General features: G+C 71.1%; 19 protein-coding genes. 6 read left to right on the plus strand and 13 right to left on the minus strand.

Translation table 11 applies throughout. From position 1 onward, the window contains the following. Positions 1-47: 47 nt before the first annotated feature. The 3 genes from ACFVR6_RS04635 to ACFVR6_RS04645 form a co-directional block, all read right to left on the minus strand. A complete protein-coding gene (locus tag ACFVR6_RS04635; protein WP_386959281.1) occupies positions 48-902 on the minus strand; it encodes an endonuclease domain-containing protein in 855 nt (284 codons plus the stop codon). A 245-nt stretch (positions 903-1147) separates the two neighbouring features. Beyond that, positions 1148-2698 carry a signal recognition particle protein gene (gene ffh, locus ACFVR6_RS04640; protein ID WP_386959283.1) on the minus strand — a complete coding sequence of 517 codons (1551 nt, stop codon included), beginning with the start codon at positions 2696-2698 and terminating at the stop codon, positions 1148-1150. A gap of 44 nt (positions 2699-2742) precedes the next feature. Then, positions 2743-3690 (minus strand): TetR family transcriptional regulator, encoded by a 948-nt coding sequence (locus ACFVR6_RS04645; RefSeq protein WP_386959285.1) that lies wholly within the window; start codon positions 3688-3690, stop codon positions 2743-2745. A 90-nt stretch (positions 3691-3780) separates the two neighbouring features. Here ACFVR6_RS04645 and lipB point away from each other — a divergent pair, with 90 nt between their 5' ends. Beyond that, on the plus strand, positions 3781-4419 hold the full coding sequence (gene lipB / locus ACFVR6_RS04650; protein WP_386959287.1) for a lipoyl(octanoyl) transferase LipB: 639 nt from the start codon (positions 3781-3783) through the stop codon (positions 4417-4419). Further along, a complete protein-coding gene (gene lipA, locus ACFVR6_RS04655) occupies positions 4416-5426 on the plus strand; it encodes a lipoyl synthase (protein ID WP_386959289.1) in 1011 nt (336 codons plus the stop codon). Before lipB ends, lipA begins: the two co-directional genes overlap by 4 nt. Before the next feature lie 16 nt (positions 5427-5442). Here the strand turns inward: lipA and ACFVR6_RS04660 are convergent, their stop codons facing one another. Genes ACFVR6_RS04660 through smc form a run of 3 tightly spaced genes read right to left on the minus strand, consistent with a single transcriptional unit; the run spans position 5443 to position 10377 of the window. Continuing rightward, on the minus strand, positions 5443-5943 hold the full coding sequence (locus ACFVR6_RS04660) for a DUF2004 domain-containing protein (protein ID WP_386959291.1): 501 nt from the start codon (positions 5941-5943) through the stop codon (positions 5443-5445). Between the two features lie 54 nt (positions 5944-5997). Continuing rightward, the gene (gene ftsY, locus ACFVR6_RS04665) at positions 5998-6870 is read right to left on the minus strand and encodes a signal recognition particle-docking protein FtsY (RefSeq protein ID WP_386959293.1); all 873 of its coding nucleotides are present in this window, start codon (positions 6868-6870) and stop codon (positions 5998-6000) included. Between the two features lie 18 nt (positions 6871-6888). Next, complete coding sequence (gene smc, locus ACFVR6_RS04670) at positions 6889-10377, minus strand: chromosome segregation protein SMC (RefSeq protein WP_386959295.1); 3489 nt, start codon at positions 10375-10377, stop codon at positions 6889-6891. A 317-nt stretch (positions 10378-10694) separates the two neighbouring features. On the opposite strand from smc, the gene ACFVR6_RS04675 reads away from it, so the two are divergent. Both ACFVR6_RS04675 and ACFVR6_RS04680 read left to right on the plus strand, forming a co-directional pair. Beyond that, complete coding sequence (locus tag ACFVR6_RS04675) at positions 10695-11030, plus strand: hypothetical protein (RefSeq protein ID WP_386959297.1); 336 nt, start codon at positions 10695-10697, stop codon at positions 11028-11030. A gap of 64 nt (positions 11031-11094) precedes the next feature. Beyond that, the gene (locus tag ACFVR6_RS04680; RefSeq protein ID WP_386959299.1) at positions 11095-12180 is read left to right on the plus strand and encodes a GNAT family N-acetyltransferase; all 1086 of its coding nucleotides are present in this window, start codon (positions 11095-11097) and stop codon (positions 12178-12180) included. A gap of 18 nt (positions 12181-12198) precedes the next feature. On the opposite strand, the gene mutM is transcribed toward ACFVR6_RS04680, so the two are convergent. From mutM to ACFVR6_RS04710, 6 genes are read right to left on the minus strand one after another with little or no spacing between them, the layout of a single operon-like run. Further along, the gene (gene mutM, locus ACFVR6_RS04685; protein WP_386959301.1) at positions 12199-13104 is read right to left on the minus strand and encodes a bifunctional DNA-formamidopyrimidine glycosylase/DNA-(apurinic or apyrimidinic site) lyase; all 906 of its coding nucleotides are present in this window, start codon (positions 13102-13104) and stop codon (positions 12199-12201) included. Next, the gene (gene rnc, locus ACFVR6_RS04690; protein WP_386959303.1) at positions 13097-13789 is read right to left on the minus strand and encodes a ribonuclease III; all 693 of its coding nucleotides are present in this window, start codon (positions 13787-13789) and stop codon (positions 13097-13099) included. Before rnc ends, mutM begins: the two co-directional genes overlap by 8 nt. A gap of 22 nt (positions 13790-13811) precedes the next feature. Next, positions 13812-14021 (minus strand): 50S ribosomal protein L32, encoded by a 210-nt coding sequence (rpmF, locus tag ACFVR6_RS04695; RefSeq protein WP_191717661.1) that lies wholly within the window; start codon positions 14019-14021, stop codon positions 13812-13814. A gap of 2 nt (positions 14022-14023) precedes the next feature. Continuing rightward, complete coding sequence (locus ACFVR6_RS04700) at positions 14024-14599, minus strand: YceD family protein (protein ID WP_386959306.1); 576 nt, start codon at positions 14597-14599, stop codon at positions 14024-14026. A 31-nt stretch (positions 14600-14630) separates the two neighbouring features. After that, entirely contained in the window at positions 14631-15128 is a 498-nt protein-coding gene (gene coaD / locus ACFVR6_RS04705) for a pantetheine-phosphate adenylyltransferase (RefSeq protein WP_386959308.1), read from the minus strand. A 49-nt stretch (positions 15129-15177) separates the two neighbouring features. Then, positions 15178-17340, minus strand: coding sequence for an ATP-dependent DNA helicase RecG (locus ACFVR6_RS04710; RefSeq protein ID WP_386959310.1), 2163 nt, complete (start codon positions 17338-17340; stop codon positions 15178-15180). 99 nt (positions 17341-17439) lie between these two features. Here ACFVR6_RS04710 and rsmD point away from each other — a divergent pair, with 99 nt between their 5' ends. After that, positions 17440-18006, plus strand: coding sequence for a 16S rRNA (guanine(966)-N(2))-methyltransferase RsmD (gene rsmD / locus ACFVR6_RS04715; RefSeq protein WP_386959312.1), 567 nt, complete (start codon positions 17440-17442; stop codon positions 18004-18006). A gap of 5 nt (positions 18007-18011) precedes the next feature. Here the strand turns inward: rsmD and thiL are convergent, their stop codons facing one another. Further along, positions 18012-19007, minus strand: a complete 996-nt coding sequence (gene thiL, locus ACFVR6_RS04720) for a thiamine-phosphate kinase (RefSeq protein WP_386959314.1) — start codon at positions 19005-19007, stop codon at positions 18012-18014. Between the two features lie 58 nt (positions 19008-19065). Here thiL and ACFVR6_RS04725 point away from each other — a divergent pair, with 58 nt between their 5' ends. Then, the gene (locus ACFVR6_RS04725) at positions 19066-19542 is read left to right on the plus strand and encodes a DUF3515 family protein (RefSeq protein WP_386959316.1); all 477 of its coding nucleotides are present in this window, start codon (positions 19066-19068) and stop codon (positions 19540-19542) included. Positions 19543-19545: the final 3 nt, after the last annotated feature.

Genomic DNA, 19545 nt, shown 5'->3' on the forward strand with positions numbered 1-19545 from the left:
AGCGGAGGCGACTCGCCGCGGCATCCGTCCTACGCTCGCCCCTTGTCCTACGCCCGCGACAGCGCGGGTGCGAGGTGGCGGCGTTGAGCAACCGCCAGCAGCACCGTCTCCTCCACGAATGACCACTGCCGGAGTACCTGCATCCAGTCAAAGCGCAGCACGGTGTAGCCGCGCAGCACGAGGCGCGCGTCGTCGCGCAGGTCACGGCGACGGGCGGCGGGGGTGCTGTGGAACTCCCAGCCGTCCAGTTGGATGACCAGCCGCTCGCCGATGAGGAAATCCACGAGGTGACCATCGATGCGCACCTGCTGGCGGATCGGCAGCCCGAACGCGCGCAGCCCCGCCAGGAACAGCGTTTCCAGGCCGGAGTCGCTCAGCCGGGAGACCAGTGCGCTCACGGCGGCGGCACGCGTGCCCCGCCACTGCACGGCTGTGAGTGTCGCCGGGTCGATGAGCCGCGCGCGCACCGCCGATTCCCACACCGTCAGGGCATCGGACTCGGTCACGCACCGCGCCACGTGCTGCAGCGTGTTGACGATGCCGTCGACCACGGCGTACCGCGACACCGGCACCGGCGCGGATCCCCAGTGCGGCTGCACCCCCTCTCCGAGCCGGGAGGCGGTCGGGGCGACGGCGACATGGATGCCGGCGTGCTCCGGCACCCACAGCCCGAGGCGGCGGGCCTGTGTGAGACACGTCACCCGACCCCCGGCTGCGACAGCGCGCACGACGGCATCCTCCACCTGAGGCAACACCAGCCAACTGCGCCGCACCCGTCGCACACCGGCGGACACGGCATCCGCCATCGCACGAGCCGAGTAGCCCTGCGCGCGGGCCTCGGCCGAGTGGGCGACGCCCCCGCGTCGCGTGAGCCATTCCCTGAGATCCGATGCCGCTGCCATGCCGTCCACCCTGGCGCGGCCGGAGGGCGCGGGTGCGCGAAACCACCCGGATCCGGGAAGGATCGACGCGTTTCACCCCTGTGCAGGAGGCGCGTGATGCGCGCCGGCGTGACGAGGGAAGGAGATGGTGCGCGGGGAGGAGATCGCGCCGGCAGCCGTCCTCCGCGCGTCCCATCTCCTACGCTCGCGACGGGGCGTGCGACGCGGCTGCGGGCGGATGCCGCGGGCGGGAGGCCGCGCGGCGCTCAGCCCTTGCCGAACAGCTTCTGGATCTGGGCGAGGTCGGCTTCGCTCGGGGCCTGCTGCGCCGCCCCGAGGCCGAACCCGGAACCGGTCGGCGCCGTCGACGCGGCGATGCCGGCGGCCTCGGCCGCGCGCTTGGCGGGGTTGCCGGAACGCGACACGTTGCGCTTCTTGGCCTGCTTGCCGCGCTTCGACGAGGCGCCGGGCTTGCCGCCCATCGGGCCCATGCCGGGGATGTTGGGCACACCGCCGCGCGCGACGGTCTTCATCATCTTCGCGGCCTGGTCGAAGCGCTGCACGAGCTGGTTGACGTCGGTCACGGTCATCCCCGAACCGCGCGCGATGCGCAGGCGACGGGAGCCGTTGAGCACCTTGGGATTGCGACGCTCCACCGGGGTCATCGAGCGGATGATGGCCTCGGTGCGGTCCAGCTCCCGCTCGTCGAAGTCCTCGAGCTGCTGCTTCATCTGGCCCATGCCCGGCAGCATGCCGAGCATCTTCTTCATGGAGCCCATCTTCTTGAGCTGCTGCATCTGGTCGAGGAAGTCCTCGAGGGTGAAGCTGTCGGTCGCGAACTTCTCCGCGACCTTGCGCGCCTCATCCTCGTCGAACGCCTGCTGGGCCTGCTCGATGAGGGTGAGGATGTCACCGAGGTCGAGGATGCGGCTGGCCATGCGGTCGGGGTGGAATGCCTCGAGGTCGTCGAGGCCCTCGCCCGTGGAGGCGTAGATGATGGGGCGGCCGGTGACCGAGGCGACCGACAGCGCGGCGCCACCGCGCGCGTCGCCGTCGAGCTTGGACAGCACGACGCCGGTGAAGTCGACGCCCTCCTGGAAGGCCTTGGCGGTGTTGACGGCGTCCTGACCGATCATCGCGTCGATGACGAACAGCACCTCGTCGGGGTTGGTCGCCTTGCGGATGTCGGATGCCTGCTTCATCAGCTCCGCTTCGACGCCGAGGCGGCCGGCGGTGTCGATGATGACAACGTCGTGCTGCTGGCGGCGCGCGGTGTCCACACCGTCGCGGGCGACCTGCACGGGGTTGCCGATGCCGTTGCCGGGCTCGGGCGCGTAGATCGCGGCGCCTGCCTGCTGGGCGACGACCTGCAGCTGGTTGACGGCGTTGGGGCGCTGGAGGTCGGCGGCGACCAGGAGCGGGGTGTGGCCGTCCTTCTCGAGCTGCTTGGCGAGCTTGCCGGCGAACGTCGTCTTACCCGACCCCTGCAGGCCCGCGAGCATGATGACCGTCGGCGGGTTCTTGGCGAACTGCAGACGACGCTGCTCGCCGCCGAGGATCCCGACGAGCTCCTCGTTGACGATCTGCACGACCTGCTGCGCGGGGTTCAGTGCGCGGTTGACCTCGTCGCCGAGGGCGCGTTCGCGCACCTTGGCGGTGAACTCCTTCACCACCGGCAGCGCGACGTCGGCGTCCAGCAGCGCGCGACGGATCTCCCGTACGGTGCCGTCGACGTCAGCAGCGGTGAGCTTGCCCTTGGTGCGGAGGTTGCGGAAGGTCTCGGTGAGACGATCTGAGAGCGTGCCGAAGGTAGCCATGATCCCCCGATTCTACGTGGATGCGGAGGGTCCCTGCCGCCCGGTCACTCCGGGCCGAGCTCCTGGAAGAACGTGAGCTGGAGGTCGGCGGGGCCGCGCAGGCGCGCGTTGACCGATCGCCACGGCGTCACCCGCGCCGTCGCCTGCACCCTCGCCCCCGCCGAAGCGAGACGCTGCACCGCCGCCGAGGTGTCGTCCACTTCGAGCGCGACCCGCATCCGGTCGCTCGGCGCGTCGCCGTCGGTCTCCACCTCGTCGATGAACGCGACCTGCGCCGCGTTGGCGATCTCGAGCGTCGCCCTGCCCGCGTCGAGGATCACCACCCGGGCGCCGCCGTCGGCCTGATAGGCCTCGGCCTGCGGCATCCCCACGACGTCCCGGTAGAACCCGACGGCGCCGTCGAAGTCGTCGGCGCGCACCACGAGGCGCAGTTGCCGCACCCCGCCGGCGGGGGCGACCGTCGCCAGCGCGCTCTGCAGCAGCGGGGCGAGCGCGGTGCGACCGGGGCCTCCGTCTGCCCACGACCAGACCGCCGCGAACACCGCGCCCGCGCTCGCGGCACCGGTGACCTCCGCGGCCAGCGGCTCGGCGCCGTCACGACGCGCCCGCGCGGCGACGGCGCGGGCGAGCCGCAACTGGCGGATCGCCCGCTCACGGTCGAGTTCGGCGGTGAGGCCCATGGCCGCGGTGTGGGTGATCGCCAGCGCCAGGTGATCGGGGGCGAAGTCGGCGCCGATCGTCGCGAGCGCGTCGTGCACCGGCGCACCGGCCGCGAGGGCGGCCGTCGCGGCATCCAGACGCTCGTCCAGACCCGCCCACAGGATGTCGGCCTTCGAGGCGAAGTAGTTGAAGAAGCTCGAGCGGCTCACCCCGACACGCGTGGTGATGTCGGCGATCGAGGTCGCCTCGTAGCCGCGTTCGAGGAACAACTCGCACGCGGCTTCGGCGAGGGTGTCGCGCGACGATGCCTTGGGTCTGCCCACGCGGTTCATCCCTTCAGCGTACGGATGCCGCCTCCCTCGCCGCGACCGCCTATTGTTGTACGCAATCCAACAACACGTTTCGAGGGAAGCGGGAGCGACATGATCGACATCGTCCACGTGGGGTTCTCCCCCACCCCGGTCCCCTATCGGGACGGCTGGGACCTGCAGCGCCGCGTCCATGCCGAGGTCGTCGCGGGCAGGCGCGACGACGCGCTGCTGCTGCTCGAGCACGAGGCCGTGTACACGGCGGGAGCGCGCACCGCGCCGCACGAACGGCCGACCGACGGCACCCCCGTCGTCGACGTCGATCGCGGCGGGAAGATCACCTGGCACGGGCCCGGTCAGCTCGTGGGCTACCCCATCGTGCGTCTGCCCCAGCCGGTCGACGTCGTCGCGCACGTCCGCACCCTCGAGGGACTGCTCATCGAGGCGCTGCGCGTGCACGGTGTCGACGGGTACCGGGTCGAGGGACGCAGCGGCGTGTGGGTGCGCCGGCCGCTCTCGGAGGACAAAGTCGCCGCCATCGGGGTGCGCGTGCAGCGCGGCGTGACGATGCACGGCTTCGCCCTGAACTGCGACAACACCCTCGCCGGCTTCCGCGGCATCGTCCCGTGTGGCATCACGGATGCCGGGGTGACGACGCTGAGCGAAGTCGCCGGCGCCCGGATCGGCGTGGCCGACGTGCTGCCGACCGTGCAGGGGCTGTTCGCCGCCGCGTACGGCGAGGCCGCCGCATGAGCGGGTGCGCGACGGGACCGGCGGCGACCCCGCCCACGGGCGGGCGCAAGCTGCTGCGCCTGGAGGTGCGAAACGCCCAGACACCGATCGAACGCAAGCCGGAGTGGATCAAGACCCGCGCGAAGCTCGGCCCCGAATACCAGGCGCTGCAGACGCTGGTGAAGAGCGAACAGCTGCACACCGTGTGCCAGGAGGCCGGGTGCCCGAACATCTACGAGTGCTGGGAGGACCGCGAGGCGACATTCCTCATCGGAGGGTCGCAGTGCACCCGCCGGTGCGACTTCTGCCAGATCGACACCGGCAAGCCCGCCGACTACGACACCGACGAACCGCGCCGCGTCGCCGACAGCGTCGCGCGCATGCAGCTGCGCTACGCGACGGTCACCGGCGTCGCCCGCGACGACCTGCCCGACGGTGGCGCGTGGCTGCACGCCGAGACGGTGCGGGCGATCCATGCGCGCATGCCCGGCACCGGTGTGGAGATCCTCGCCACCGACTTCAACGGCGATCCCGCGCAGCTGGCGGAGGTGTTCTCCTCCCGTCCGGAGGTGTTCGCCCACAACGTCGAGACGGTGCCGCGCATCTTCAAGCGCATCCGCCCGGCGTTCCGCTACGAGCGCTCGCTCGACGTGCTGACCCGGGCGCGCGCCGCGGGCCTCATCACCAAGTCGAACCTCATCCTCGGCATGGGCGAGGAGCCCCACGAGGTCGTGCAGGCGCTGGCGGACCTCCACGATGCGGGCACCGACATCATCACCATCACCCAGTACCTGCGCCCGAGCCCTCGTCACCTGCCGGTCGCCCGCTGGGTGCGGCCGGAGGAGTTCGTCGAGTTCAAGGCCGAGGCCGAGCGCATCGGCTTCCTCGGCGTGCTCGCCGGCCCCCTGGTGCGCTCGTCGTACCGCGCCGGACGCCTGTGGGCGCAGTCGATGCGCGCGAAGGGCCGAGCGCTGCCGGCCGGACTCGAGCACCTGGGTGAGGATGCCGGATTCGCCCAGGCGGTGTGATCGGGCCGGCGTGGCGCTATTCGGCGCTGGTGACGGACTGCACGTGACCGTCCGAGGCCAGGTTCACCAGCAGCACGTCGTCGGTCGCGTCCGGGTCCAGCGCATACTCGAGCACGGCGAACGGGTCTGTACCGCCGTGCTCGTCGGCGAGGATCGTCATGCTCATCAGCTGCAGCGAGCGGATGACGTCGACGTGCACGTCGCCGGAGATGTCGACGAGGTACTCCTCGATCGTGTCGCCCAGCCGGTCCTGCTGCTGCAGGATGTACTCGGTCACTTCGCTCGCGCGGTCGTCGAGCTCGGTCACCATCGCGTTGCGCGCGGACATGTCGATCGTCTCGAGCGTGGAGATCATCGCGGCGGCGACGTCGAGCGCCGCGGAGGACACGTCGTCCTGATCGGGCGCCGTGAGGTCGACGGTGACGACCTGGTCGGCGAACTCGACATTCTCCGACCAGAAGATCGATCCGTCCGGACCCGTCTCGAGAAGTCCGAAGTAGTCGTGCTCGATCGCCATGGTCCTATGAAACCAGTCCCGCAGGTTGCGCGGTAGTCCGCCGCGCCGCCGGGATCACTCCACGAGCGATGCGGCGAAGACGTGCGGGGTGAATCCGGTGAGGTCGCCGATGCCCTCGCCCTGGCCGAGGAGCTTGACGGGGATGCCGGTGCGCTCCTGCACCGCGAGCACGAAGCCGCCCTTGGCGGAGCCGTCGAGCTTGGTCAGGACGAGGCCGGTGACTCCCGCGTGCTGCAGGAACGCCTCGGCCTGCATGACGCCGTTCTGGCCCGTCGTGGCATCCAGCACCAGCAGCACCTCGCTGATGGGAGCCTGCTTCTCGATGACCCGGCGGATCTTGCCGAGCTCGTCCATCAGGCCGCCCTTGGTGTGCAGGCGCCCCGCCGTGTCGATGAGCACGATCTCGGTGCCAGTGCGCTTGGCGTACTCGATGGTCTGGAAGGCGACCGAGGCCGGATCCTGCCCCTCGTGCTGAGGGCGCACGATCGCCGCTCCCCCGCGTTCGGCCCACGTGGCCAGTTGATCGACGGCGGCGGCGCGGAACGTGTCAGCGGCGCCGACGACGACCGAGCGGCCGTAGCGCTGCAGGAATTTGGCGAACTTGCCGATGGTCGTGGTCTTGCCGACGCCGTTGACCCCGACGACGAGCACGACCGCGGGGCGCTCGGTGAGGCGCAGGGTCGTGTCGAACTTGGCGAAGTGCTCCTCGAGCGTCTCCTTCAGCATGCGCTGCAGGTCGCGAGGATCGGTGGTGCGGAACCGCTCCACCTTCTCGCGCAGTTCCTCGATGATGCGCTCGCTGATGTCGGGACCGAAGTCCGCCGTCAGCAGCGCGGTCTCGAGGTCCTCCCACGTCGTCTCATCGATCGTGGGCTTGACGAACATGCCGCGCAGTGCGCGGCCGAGCGACCAGGAGTTCTCCGCCATGCTTCCAGCCTAGGTGCGCTAGGCGCTCTGCCGATCGCGCACGCGCTGGCCGACCACCGCCGACACGCCGTCTTGGCGCATCGAGACGCCGTAGAGGGCGTCGGCGATCTCCATCGTGCGCTTCTGGTGGGTGATCACGATCAGCTGGCTGGATTCGCGCAGCTGCTCGAAGACCCCGAGGAGGCGGCCGAGGTTCGCATCGTCCAGCGCCGCCTCGACCTCGTCGAGGATGTAGAAAGGGCTCGGTCGCGCCTTGAAGATCGCGGTCAGCAGGGCCACCGCCGCCAGCGATCGCTCCCCGCCCGACAGCAGCGACAGGCGCTCGATCTTCTTGCCGACCGGGCGCACCGTCACCTCGATGCCGGTGGTGAGCGGATTGTCGGGATCGGTCAGCGAGATGCTGCCGGTGCCGCCGGGGAAGAGGATCGGGAAGACCTCGCCGAATGCCACCCGGGTATCTTCGAACGCCGCGAGGAAGATCGTCTGCATGCGCTCGTCGAGCTCTTCGATGATCGTGAGGAGATCGGCCCGCGTCTGGCTGAGGTCGGCGAGCTGCTCGGTGAGGAACGCGTGGCGCTGCTCGAGGGCCGCGAACTCCTCCAGCGCGAGCGGGTTCACACGCCCGAGCTGGCCGAGCTTGCGTTCGGCATCCTGCAGACGGCGCTTCTGCGCGGCCCGGTCGTAGCGCTCGGTGCGCTCCTCGTCGTCATCCGTCGGCGCCGGGATGGGCTGGTCCGGACCGTATTCCGAAACGAGAATATTTTCGTCGAGACCCAGCTCGGAGTGCACGCGCTCGAGCAGGCTCGTCACATGCAGCTTCTTCTCGTGGATCTGCAGTTCCAGGCCGTGCACGCTCTCGGTGAGACCGGCGAGGCGATCGCGCACCGTGTTCTCCTGTGCGCGCAGCTCGACCAGTTCCGCCGTGACAGCGGTGCGGGCCGACTCCGCAGCCGCCAGTTCGACGCGCGCCTGCGAGACCGAGCGGTCAACGGAATCCAGCAGCGGCGGCAGCTGCGCCGCCACGTCGGCGGCGACCGCCCGCTGTGCGCGGCGGACGACGGCGCGGCGGGCCGCCTCCTCGGCGGCCGACCGCTCCCGCTCCCGCTGGCGCTCCAGCTGCACGACCTGCTGCTCACCGGCGCGAATGCGCTCCTTGAGCGTCTCCACATCCAGTCGCGCCCGCATCTCCGCGTCGCGGGTGGCTTCGAGAGCGGCGAGCATGCCCTCCCGGGCGGAGGCGTCGAGGATCGGTCGCGGCGCCTGCTGCGCCTTCTCGAGGGCGTCGACGGCCGTGCGCACCCGTTCCTCGGCGTCAGCGACCGCCGCCTCGGCGGGGCGCATGCCCGCCTCCAGTCGTTCGCACTCGGCGAGGGCGGCCTCGTGCCGCACCGTCGCGCGGTTCACCTGCTCGGTGTGCGCGGCCAGCGCCGCGTCGTGCGCGCGCAGCGTCTCCAGCGCCGCCTTGGTGCGCTGACGGGCACCGGCGAGGTGCAGCTGCGCGTCGGTGAGGGCGTCGCGCAGCGAATCGGCGACGACGACGATCTCCGAGAGCCGCTCGGCCGCCGCGTCGCGCTCGGCCGCCAGCTGCAGTCGCGACTGCCCGCCGCCGCTGCCGGCGCGCACGGTGTGGCTGGTCACCACCTCGCCGTCGCGGGTGACGATGGTCACCCCCGCGGGCACGTCGCCGATCGCGTCGAGGTCGTCGACGATCACGACAGCGGCGAGGAGGCCCAGGATGCCGCGCGGCGCCGTGACGACGTCGGTCGCCGGGATCGCACCGGCAAGAGCCCCCGCCGCGCTCTGCTCCCCCGCCTCGGCGATCGCGATGTCGACGGTGCCGAGATCGGCGTCCCGCGCGATGCGGGCCACGGCATAGGCTTCGGTCGCCGAGCCCACCAGCACGCCTTCGGCCAGCGGCCCCAGCACGGCCGAGATCGCGGCCTCGTACCCCGCCGTGACCTTGACGGCATCGCCCACGATGCCCTGGATGCCCGCACTGCCGCCGGCGATCAGCTCCGCGGCGGCGTTGCGGATGTCCAGCGCGCGGCCGAGGGCCGCCGTCTGCGCCGTGAGCGCTTCCCGCTCCCGCTCGGCGGCGTGCAGACGCTCCCGGATGCCGCTGACCGTGGCCTCGGCCTCCGTCGCATCCCGCTGGGCTTTCTCGTAGAGGGCCGCGTACTCGGCGGAGCTGCCCTCCGGCACCAGCTCCGGGTCGACACCGGTGAGTGCTTCCTCGGCCTCGGCGCGACGGGCGAGAGCGGCATCGAGCGCGCGCTGCTGGCGTTCGAGGGCGGCGCGCACCGCGCTCAGCCCGGACTGCGCGGCATCGGCGGCGCCGCGCAGCTTCGTCAGCCGCATGTCGTGCTCGGACACCAGGGCGCTCTGGGCGGCGATGTCCGCGTCGAGCGCGTCCAGTTCGGCGCGGGCACGGATGACCTCGCGCGACGCGGCGGCCGCGGCATCCTGCGCCGTCCCCAGCCCTGCGGCGATCTCATCGATCTCGGCACGGGCATCGTCGATGCTCGTCTGCGAGACCGTGGACTGATCGAACAGCGGGACGTCGTCGCCGGCGAGCAGCGAGAGCCGCTGGCCGGTGAGCGTGTACAGGCCGCGCAGTCGCTCCTGCACCTGCTCGAGCGCGAAGGTCGTGCGCCGGGCGCGGTCGACGGCTTCGGAGCGCTGCTCGGCCTCCAGGCGGTCGATGCGAGCGCGCACCTGCTCGGCCTGGTCCTGCAGCACCATCCGCTCGGAATGGCGCTCCTGCTCGTTGCGGGCGTGGTCGGCCAGCTGCGCGCGCAGGCTCACCAGATCGTCCGCGAACAGCCGGGCCTTGGCATCGCGCACCACGGCGGCGATCGTCGCCGCCTCGCGGGCGATCTCCGCCTGTCGCCCGAGCGGCTTGAGCTGTCGGCGCAGTTCACCGGCGAGGTCCGAGAGACGGGTGAGGTTCGCCTCCATCGCGGTGAGCTTGCGGAGCGTCTTCTCCTTGCGCCTGCGGTGCTTGAGGATGCCGGCGGCCTCTTCGATGAATCCGCGGCGTTCCTCGGGTGACGCCTGCAGCACGCTGTCGAGCCTGCCCTGACCGACGATGACGTGCATTTCGCGGCCGAGGCCGGTGTCGCTCAGCAGCTCCTGCACGTCCAGCAGTCGGCAGCTCTCACCGTTGATGGCGTACTCGCTCGCGCCGTTGCGGAACAGCGTGCGGCTGATCGTGACCTCGGTGTAGTCGATCGGCAGCACGCCGTCGCTGTTGTCGATCGTCAGCTGCACCTCGGCGCGGCCGAGCGGGCCCCGCGTCGCGGTGCCGGCGAAGATGACGTCCTCCATCTTGCCGCCGCGGAGGGTCTTCGCCCCCTGCTCCCCCATCACCCAGGCGAGGGCGTCGACGACGTTGGACTTGCCGGAGCCGTTGGGCCCGACGATGCACGTCACGCCCGGTTCGAGGGCGAACGTCGTCGGCTGGGCGAACGACTTGAACCCTTTGAGCGTCACGCTCTTCAGGTGCATGGGCACGTCCTCCGTCGGGGGTTGTCGCACAAACGCTACGGTATGTCGCTTGACGGGACGCCTCGCCACGCGCTAGCGTCGGCTCTCGCAACCCGAAGTCGAGAGGAGGTCTCCGATGTTTTTGATGAACACCACTGAAATCGCGTACAACGTACGCGCGTCTCGTGCTGCGGCGACCGTCTCCTTCGGGCTGACCTGGAACGCGTCCGTTCCCACCGCCGGCTGAGCCGCAGCACAGGAGAGCTCTGCGCCCACCGGGCATGACACCTCCCGGCCGCGTCATCTGAGACCGCTGCCCCGCTCCGCCTCTGCGCGCCGTGTCCGATCACGGCATCCCTTCGTCCGTGCTGCGGCACGGCATCCCGCCGTCGATCGACGGCATCCATCTCGCTGGAGAGAAGATCATGCACACCACCTCTGCGCCGCAGCGCCAATCGGGCCTGCCCGATTCGCTGCTTCGGGGACGCACCCCGCGCACCTCCCTGGTCGATCGGGTCGCCATGCGCGTCGCGCTCGCCCTGCTCCTGTGGAGCACCCGCCCTCCGCTCAGCACCGATGACGGTGCCCGGGCGCTGAAGCACCGAGCCGACGCCGAGCGGCGCGACCGCGAAGCCGCCTGGCTGTCGCTGGCGCACAACTCGCGTCGGCTGTGATCACCTCGCGGTGTCCGGAGCCGCCCCGGCTCCGGACACCGCACCCGAACGAAGGAACACCCTCATGAGCGCCACTGCACTCGACGTCGAATTCCGCCCGCTCGTCGTCCCCACCACGATCGACGCGCCCGACGCCGACGACTTCATCGAGATGGTGCGGGTGCGCAACATCGCGTACCGCGAGATCTCGGGCCACGACGACGACACCCTCTCCGCCGCGGAGCTGCTCCCGCACTATCAGCCCGACCCGTACGAGGTGCGCCATGTCTGGCTCGCCATCGTCGATGGGGTGATCGTCGGCCGCGTCGGCGTGGACATCCCTCTCGAAGAGGGATCGAAGACCGCCTTCTGGCTCATCGAGCTGCGGAAGGACGCGTGGGGAGGCGGTATCGGCAGCGCCGCCTACCGGCTCGTCGAGCAGACCGCCCGGGAGCACGGTCGCACCGTGCTGCAATCATGGGCGCTGCATCCCGCCGTCGACGGCCCGCAGCTGACGCCACCGACCGGTTTCGGGACCATCCCCGAGGATCACGCGGCGCGGTTCTATCTGCGCCACGGCCACGCCCTCGAGCAGATCGCGCGCAACAGCGCTCTGGATCTCACGGCGCCGCTGGATCGCATCGATCGCGTGCTGGCCGTGGCGCGGGCAGCGGCCGCCGACTACCGCGTCGTGCAGTGGGAGGCGCCCACTCCGCCGGAGTACGTCGAGGGGTATGCGTGGATGAAGTCGCGCATGTCGACCGATGCCCCCGCAGCGGCTCTCGAGTTCGACGAGGAGACCTGGGATGCCGCCCGGGTCGCCCGGCACGACGCGCTGTACCTCGACGGCGGGCGGCGGCTGCTCGTGACCGCGGCGCAGCACATCGCCACCGGCGAGCTGTGCGCGTTCAACGAACTGGCGCTCGGATCCGACCCCGCCGCGGCGACGCAGCAGGAGGACACCCTCGTGCTCAAGGAGCACCGCGGTCACCGCCTCGGTGCGCTCGTGAAGGCCGAAGGTCTGCTCACCTGGCATCGGCTGATGCCAGAGACGCCGCGCGTGGTGACTTACAACGCCGAGGAGAACCGGCCCATGCTCGACATCAACGAGGCCCTCGGCTTCGAACCGGTCGCCTACGAGGGCGCGTGGAAGAAGGTGCTCGCCGACTGAGTGCGGTCCGGCTGCGGCTCAACGCCGTGGCCGGGCCGGCTTCTGGCATTTCGGGCAGAAGTGGCTGGAGCGATTGGTGAACGACACCCGCACGATCGGCGCGCCGCAGCGTGGGCACGGCTGACCGGTGCGCCCGTAGGCGTTGAGCGAGTGCGCGAAGTAGCCGGCCTGGCCGTTGACGTTGACGTACTGGGCGTCGAAGCTCGTGCCGCCTTCAGCGAGGGCCTTCTCCAGCACGGCACGGATCTCGGTGAGCAGGGTCCGCACGGCCCGTGTCGACAGCGCCGCAGCGGGGGTCTCCGGGTGGATGTGTGCCGCCCACAGGGCCTCATCGGCGTAGATGTTGCCGACACCGCTGAGCACTGTCTGGTCCAGCAGCACCCGTTTCACCGCCGATGCCTTACGGCCGAGCGCAGCACCGAAGAGATCGTCGCGGAAGGCGGGGTCCAGCGGATCGCGCGCGATGTGCGACACCTGGCTCGGCACGGTCGCCGCATCCGTCCCCCAGCCGCCCGGCGCGTGGTCGGGCGTGGGCTCGAGGCGATCAAGGGCGAGCGAGCCGAATGTGCGCTGGTCGGCGAAGACGACGGCGAGCTCGCCGTGTGCGGGGTGCTCGAGGTCGATGCGCACGCGCTCGTGCCGCTCGGCCGGTGCCCCTGGGGGACGCAGCAGCATCTGCCCGCTCATCCCGAGATGCGCCACGACCGCCTCCTCGTCTCCGTCGAGCGGGAGCCACAGGAACTTGCCGCGTCGGGCAGCCCCGGTCACGGTGCGCCCGGTGAGGGCGGACTCGAAGGATGCCGCGTCGCCGGGGTGCCGGGTGAGGGCGCGGTCGTCGAGCACCGTCACGCCCGCGAGGCGTGCACCGGTCACGGCGGGCGCGAGGCCGGCGCGGACGACCTCGACTTCGGGCAGCTCAGGCACGGGCGCTGAGTTCGCGCCACGCCGTCAGCGCGGCAGCCATCTCGGCCTGCTTCTTACTCGACCCAGAACCGGCGGCGGTGAAGTCACCGACGGTGACCGTCGCGGTGAACACACGGTCGTGGTCGGGGCCGGTCGCCTCGATGGCGTAGGCCGGCGGGCTGAAGGAGTTGCGCGCCGCGAGCTCCTGCAGGCTCGTCTTCGGGTCCATCGCCGCGCCGTAGCGCTCCGGGTCCTGGAGGAGCGGCTCCACCAGGCGCAGCACGAGCGAGGTGGCGGCGTCGGGACCGGCGGAAAGATACGTCGCGCCGATCACCGCTTCCATGGTGTCGGCGAGGATCGAGTCCTTGTCGCGGCCGCCGGTCTGCTGCTCACCGCGGCCGAGCAGCAGATACTGCCCCAGCCCGATGCCGCGTGCCACCTCCGCCAGCGCGACCGTCGAGACCACGCTCGCCCGGCGCTTGGCCAGTTCGCCCTCGTCGAGATCGGGGTGCACCGTGAAAAGGCGCACCGTCACCGCCTGGCCCAGCACCGAGTCGCCGAGGAACTCCAGGCGCTCGTTGTGTGGGATGCCACCTGCCTCGTACGCATACGAGCGGTGCGTCAGGGCAAGCGACAGAAGCTCGGGGTCGATATCGACCCCGAGCTTGTCCACGAGCGTTGCACGCTCGTGCGAGACGTCTGTCACGCCGTCGTCCGCCTGTCGCGGATCAGACGTCCGCGACCTTGCGGCCCTTGTACTCCAGGAACAGCTCGGTGCCCTGCGAGTCGGTGACAACCTTGGCCTGGTGGGGACGGCTGTAGACGACCTCGCCGTTCTCGATGGTCTTCACCAGCGCGATGGGCGCCGCCTTCCACTGCGCGCGGCGCGAGCGGGTGTTGGAACGCGAAACCTTGCGCTTCGGGGGGTTGCCTGCCATGGCTAGCTCTCTTCTTTGGTCTCGGCGTCGTGGCGGGTGGCCACGACGTCGTCGTCATTGGTAAAGGTCTTCAGGGACGCCCAGCGCGGATCGACGGGTTCGCGGGGCTCTTGCGCCGCTTCCGAAGTCAGCCTCTCACCTGTGTTCGGGTCGAGCCCGGGGCAATCCGGCTGACATACCGGCTGGAACGGAAGCGACAGAACGATGGTGTCCCTGACCAGAGGCCCCGTGTCGACATGGTCGTCCTGGAGTTCGAAGTCAGTCGCTTCCTCCCCAGGATAACCGAAGAGCTCCTGAAACTCGACTTCGACGGGCTGGGCGATGTCGGTGAGGCAACGACCGCAGATGCCGCGGTAGATCGTCTCGGCCTGACCGGTGACGAGGATGCCCTCGTGCACCGACTCGAGGCGCACGTCGAGGTGGATGGGCTCACCCTGCTCCACCGCCACGAGTCCTTCGCCCCAGCGCTCCCCTGCGGGAGCGTCGACGAAGAACTCGCGCATCTCCCCGGCACGGTGCACGATATCGCGCGCGGGAAACACGAAAGGACCGCTGACACGCTTTCTCACCACGGTCATCAATCGTACCCGCCCTGGAGCGGGTGCCGGCTCAGATGTCGCGCGCGCCGGTGTCGAGGAAGCGGGCAACCGGGGCGGGGACGAAGGGTGCCACATCTCCGCCGAGCGAGGCGACCTGCCGCACGAGCGAGCTCGATACGAGCGCGTGCGCGGGGTCGGGGAGCAGGAAGACCGTCTCCACGTGGGCGAGGTGCCGGTTGACGATGGCCATGGGCGTCTCGTACGCGACGTCGACCTGTGAGCGGATGCCCTTCACGAGAACCCCCGCCCCCACGTCGGTGGCGTAGTCCACGAGCAGGCCCATGCTCCACGAGGCGACGACGATGTCGCCTGCGACCTCGGCCTCGGCGATCGACTGCTCCAGCAGTGTCAGGCGCTGGGCGATGGGGAGCATCGCCTCCTTGCCGGGGTTGTGCACCACCAGCACGTGGAGTTGGTCGTACAGCGCGGCGGCGCGACGGATCACATCGAGGTGTCCGAGGGTCGGCGGGTCGAACGAACCGGGAACAACGGCGATCCGAGGGTTCATGTCCCCCAGCGTATCGGGGCCGCGGCCCGCGCTCCGACGACGCGCGCGCTCAGTTCTTGGCGAGTGCGGCGCGCTCCTCGACGCCGAGCCGGCGGTCGATGGATGCCGCGAGGCCCGGGTGATCGGCGAGCGTGGGATCGGCCGCGATCACCCGTTCCGCCTCCTGACGGGCGATGGCGATGAGCTCGGCATCCTTCACCACCCGCAGGAGACGCAGCGACGACCGGGCGCCGGACTGCGCGTCCCCCAAGACGTCTCCTTCACCACGCAGCTCGAGGTCGACCTCGGCGAGGTCGAACCCGTCGGTGGTCGCCGCGACCGCCTCGACGCGCTCCCGCGCCGGGGTGCCGATGGGGGCCTCGGTGACCAGCAGGCACAGGCCCGGCACGGCGCCGCGTCCGACGCGGCCGCGCAGCTGGTGCAGCTGGGACACGCCGAACCGGTCGGCTTCGAGGATGACCATCGTGGAGGCGTTGGGCACGTCGACACCGACCTCGATGACGGTCGTCGCGACCAGCACATCGAGGTCGCCGCGCGCGAAGGACTGCATGATGGCGTCCTTCTCGTCACCCGGCATGCGCCCGTGCAGGATCGCGACGCGCAGATGCTCGAACGCGGGATGCCGCGACAGCAGCTCCTGCACCTGCACGACGCCCCAGCGGGTGCGCTCCGGCGCCCCCTCCGACGGGCCCGCCGGCTCGTCGGCGGTGTCGTCCTTCACCGCCGCTTCGGCGTCGATGGCGGCGCACACGACGAAGGCCTGGTGACCGGCGGCGACCTCCTCGGCGATGCGCTCCCAGACGCGCCCGAACCAGCCGGGCTTCTCGGCGAGCGGTGCGACGAACGACGAGATGCCGGCGCGCCCGGCGGGGAGGGTGCGGATGGTGGAGACGTCGAGGTCGCCGAACACCGTCATCGCAACGGTGCGCGGGATGGGGGTGGCCGTCAGCACCAGCACGTGCGGTGCCGTGCCCTTGGCGCGCAGGGTCTCGCGCTGCTCGACACCGAACCGGTGCTGCTCGTCGACGACGACGAGCCCGAGGTCGGCGAAGGTCGTGGAGGCGCTCAGCAGCGCGTGGGTGCCCACGACGATGCGGGCCTGCCCCGACGCCGCGCGCAGCGAGGCCTTGCGCCGCTCGGCGGCCGAGAGCTGCCCGGTGAGCAGGGTGGGCATGAGCTCGGGTGCCAGCTGCGGACCGAGCATGCGGGCGATGGAGCGCACATGCTGGGCCGCGAGCACCTCGGTGGGGGCGATGAGGGCGGCCTGTCCCCCGGTCTCGGCGACCTGCAGCATGGCACGCAGCGCCACGAGCGTCTTGCCCGATCCGACCTCACCCTGCACGAGCCGGTTCATCGGCCACGCGCCCTCGAGGTCGGCGGCGATGCGCTCACCCACGTCTTCCTGGTCGGGGGTGAGCGCGAACGGCAGCGCCGCATCGAACCGGGCGAGGAGCCCGTCACGGGCCGCGGGACGCGACGTCGCCGACAGCGCCCGCACCTGCTCCCGCTGCTGCAGCAGGGCAGCCTGCAGTACGAACGCCTCGTGGGTGCGGAGAGTCTCCTGTGCCTGGCCGATCTGCTCGAAGGTCTCCGGGCGGTGGATGCGCTCCAACGCGGTGCGGGCGTCGAGCAGGTGCAGCGCGGTGCGGAACGACTCCGGCAGTGGGTCGGGCACCTCGTCGAGCATGTCGAGCACCGTGTCGACGGTCTTCTTCACCTGCCAGCTGGCCACCGTGCTCGTCGCCGGGTAGATCGGGACCGGCTCGGTCGAGCGGGTCTGTGCCTGCAGACGCCCCTGGGCCTCATCGTCGAAGAGTTCATAGTCGGGGTGCGCGAACTGCTGCACGCCCTTGTAGAGGCCGACTTTGCCGGAGAAGATGCCGCGTCTTCCCGGGACGAGTTCGTTCGCGCGCCACTTCTGGTTGAAGAACGTCAGCACGAGCGCGCCCTGCCCATCGCTGATGACGACTTCCAGGATCACCCCCGGACGGTTGCGCATGCGCCGCTCGGTGGCCGAGCGGACCTCGGCGACGATCGTGACCTGCTCCCCCAACGGGAGCGAGTCGATGGGCGTCAGCTCGCCGCGCTTGGCATAGCGGCGCGGGTAGTGCGCGAGCAGGTCGCCGACGGTCTCCATGCCGAACGCCCGTTTGAGCGCACCGGCGGTCTTGTCGCCGACCGCAGCCTGCAGACGCGATTCGAGCGACACCATGCCTGAGAGTCTAGATCTCGCCCCCGACAGCGCCCTGCGTGGCGCACAGCATGTGCGACCTGGCGACGGGCTCCGACGCATCGCCGGTACCGTGGGAGGGTGACACGCATCATCTCGGGCGCCGCCGGCTCCCTCACCCTCGTGGTCCCCGACGCCGGCACCCGGCCGACGAGCGACCGGGTGCGCGAAGCACTGTTCAGCTCGCTCGACGCCGCCGACCTCGTGCACGGCGCGCGCGTGCTCGACCTCTACGCCGGCTCGGGTGCGCTGGGCCTGGAGGCGCTCAGCCGCGGCGCGGCCACCGTCGACCTCGTGGAGAAGGCGCCGCGCGCCGCCGCCACGGCGGAACGCAACGCACGCGCGGTCGCGAAGGCCGTGGGCGGCACCCCGGCCTGGCGCGTGCACCGTGCCGGCGCCGACGCGTTCCTGCGCACCGGGTCGGCGGCGTTCGACCTCGTCTTCCTCGACCCGCCCTACGACCTCGGCGAGACCGAGCTGCATGACACGCTGGCGCTCCTCGTGCCGCACCTGGCACCCGACGCCACCATCGTCATCGAACGGGCCGGTCGCTCACCGCAGCCGCGTCTGCCCGAAGGGCTCGAGCACCTGCGCGACAAGCGCTACGGCGACACGTCGCTGTGGTGGGCCGCCCCGATCGAGAGCTGACCGACTCAGCCGGCGTGGCGGTCCCAGTCGCGGTAGGGATCCCAGCCGCCGGGGCCGGTGTAGGCCTCGCCGTCGACGAGCAGCGCGTCGGGGCCCGGTGACTGCACGACACCGAGCAGGCGGAAGCCGTCGGGCACGGCCGCAAGGGTCGGGAACGTCGCCAGCAGCGCATGGTCCTCGCCGCCCTCGAGTGCGGCGACGGGTTCGGGTCCGAGGGCACCCGCGGACAGCGCGAGGGTGACCCCGGATGCCGCGGCCAGCCGTCGCGCATCCAATGCCAGACCGTCGGAGACGTCCATCATCGCGGTCGCCCCTGCCACGGCCGCCCGGGCGCCGAGGGCGATGGGCGGCTCGGGTCGCAGCTGGGCGTCGAGCGCCGCGGTCTCCGCCGCGTCGAGCGTGTCCCGCGCCACCGCGACCGCCTCGCCGTCCGCGTCGCGGAACCGGGAGAACAGCAACTCCAGTCCGGCGGCGGCCCGACCGGCGTGACCGGCAAGGGCCACGACGTCGCCCGGTGACGCGCCCGAGCGCAGCACCGGCTCCACGCCGTCGAGCACGCCGACGGCCGTCACCGCGATCGTCAGCGTGTCCGAGATCGTGAGGTCGCCGCCTTCCACCGCGCAACCGGGCGCCAGCGCGTCGCACGCCTGCCTGAGCCCCGAAGCGAGCGCGCCCACGAAGCTCAGCCGCGTGTCGGCGGGCATCGCCAGCGCGACGAACAGCGCGACCGGGCGCGCCCCCATCGCGGCGATGTCGGCCAGGTTCACCGCGGCCGACTTCCAGCCGAGGTCGAGAGGACTCGACCAGGCGAGCCGGAAGTCCGGCCCGTGCACGAGTGTGTCGGTGGTGATGACGACCCGTCCGCCGGGTGCCGCCAGCACGGCGGCATCGTCGCCGGGACCGACGATCGCCTGCGACGAGCCGTCGAGCGCGGCGAAGATCTGCCGCAGGATGCGGTGCTCGCCGATCTCGCCCACGGTCGGGTCGGGCAGGTCTGTCACCGCTCCACCGTACCCGCCCGCGGCGGCTCGCACGGCTCGGGCCGATTACGCTGGAACGGTGTCCCGCACCCGCACCATCACCGCTGTCGCAGCCGCGCTTCTCGGGGCCCTCGCCCTCACCGGCTGCACCTCCTCGGTGTCCCTCACCGCCGCACCCGATGCGAACAATCCGCTCTGCGCCGACGTCTCGGTGCGACTGCCGGACTCCATCGACGGTGAGAAGCGCCGGTGGACCGATGCCCAGGCGACCGCGGCGTGGGGCGACCCGACGGCGATCATCTTCAGCTGCGGCGTGACGCCTCCCGGCCCCACCGAGGCGAAGTGCATCACCATCGGCGGCGTCGACTGGATCGTCGACGACACCGATCCGCCGCGATACCGGATCACCACCTACGGGCGCATGCCCGCCGTGGAGGTGTTCGTCGACAACGAGGTGGTCTCGCCCAGCTATGTGCTCGACCGCCTCGCGCCGTACATCGTCGACACCCTGCCGCGCGACCGGCAGTGCACCGAGACCGCCGAACTGCTCGGCTGAGCC

Source organism: Microbacterium sp. NPDC058021 (genome assembly GCF_042885955.1).
Taxonomy (GTDB): domain Bacteria; phylum Actinomycetota; class Actinomycetes; order Actinomycetales; family Microbacteriaceae; genus Microbacterium.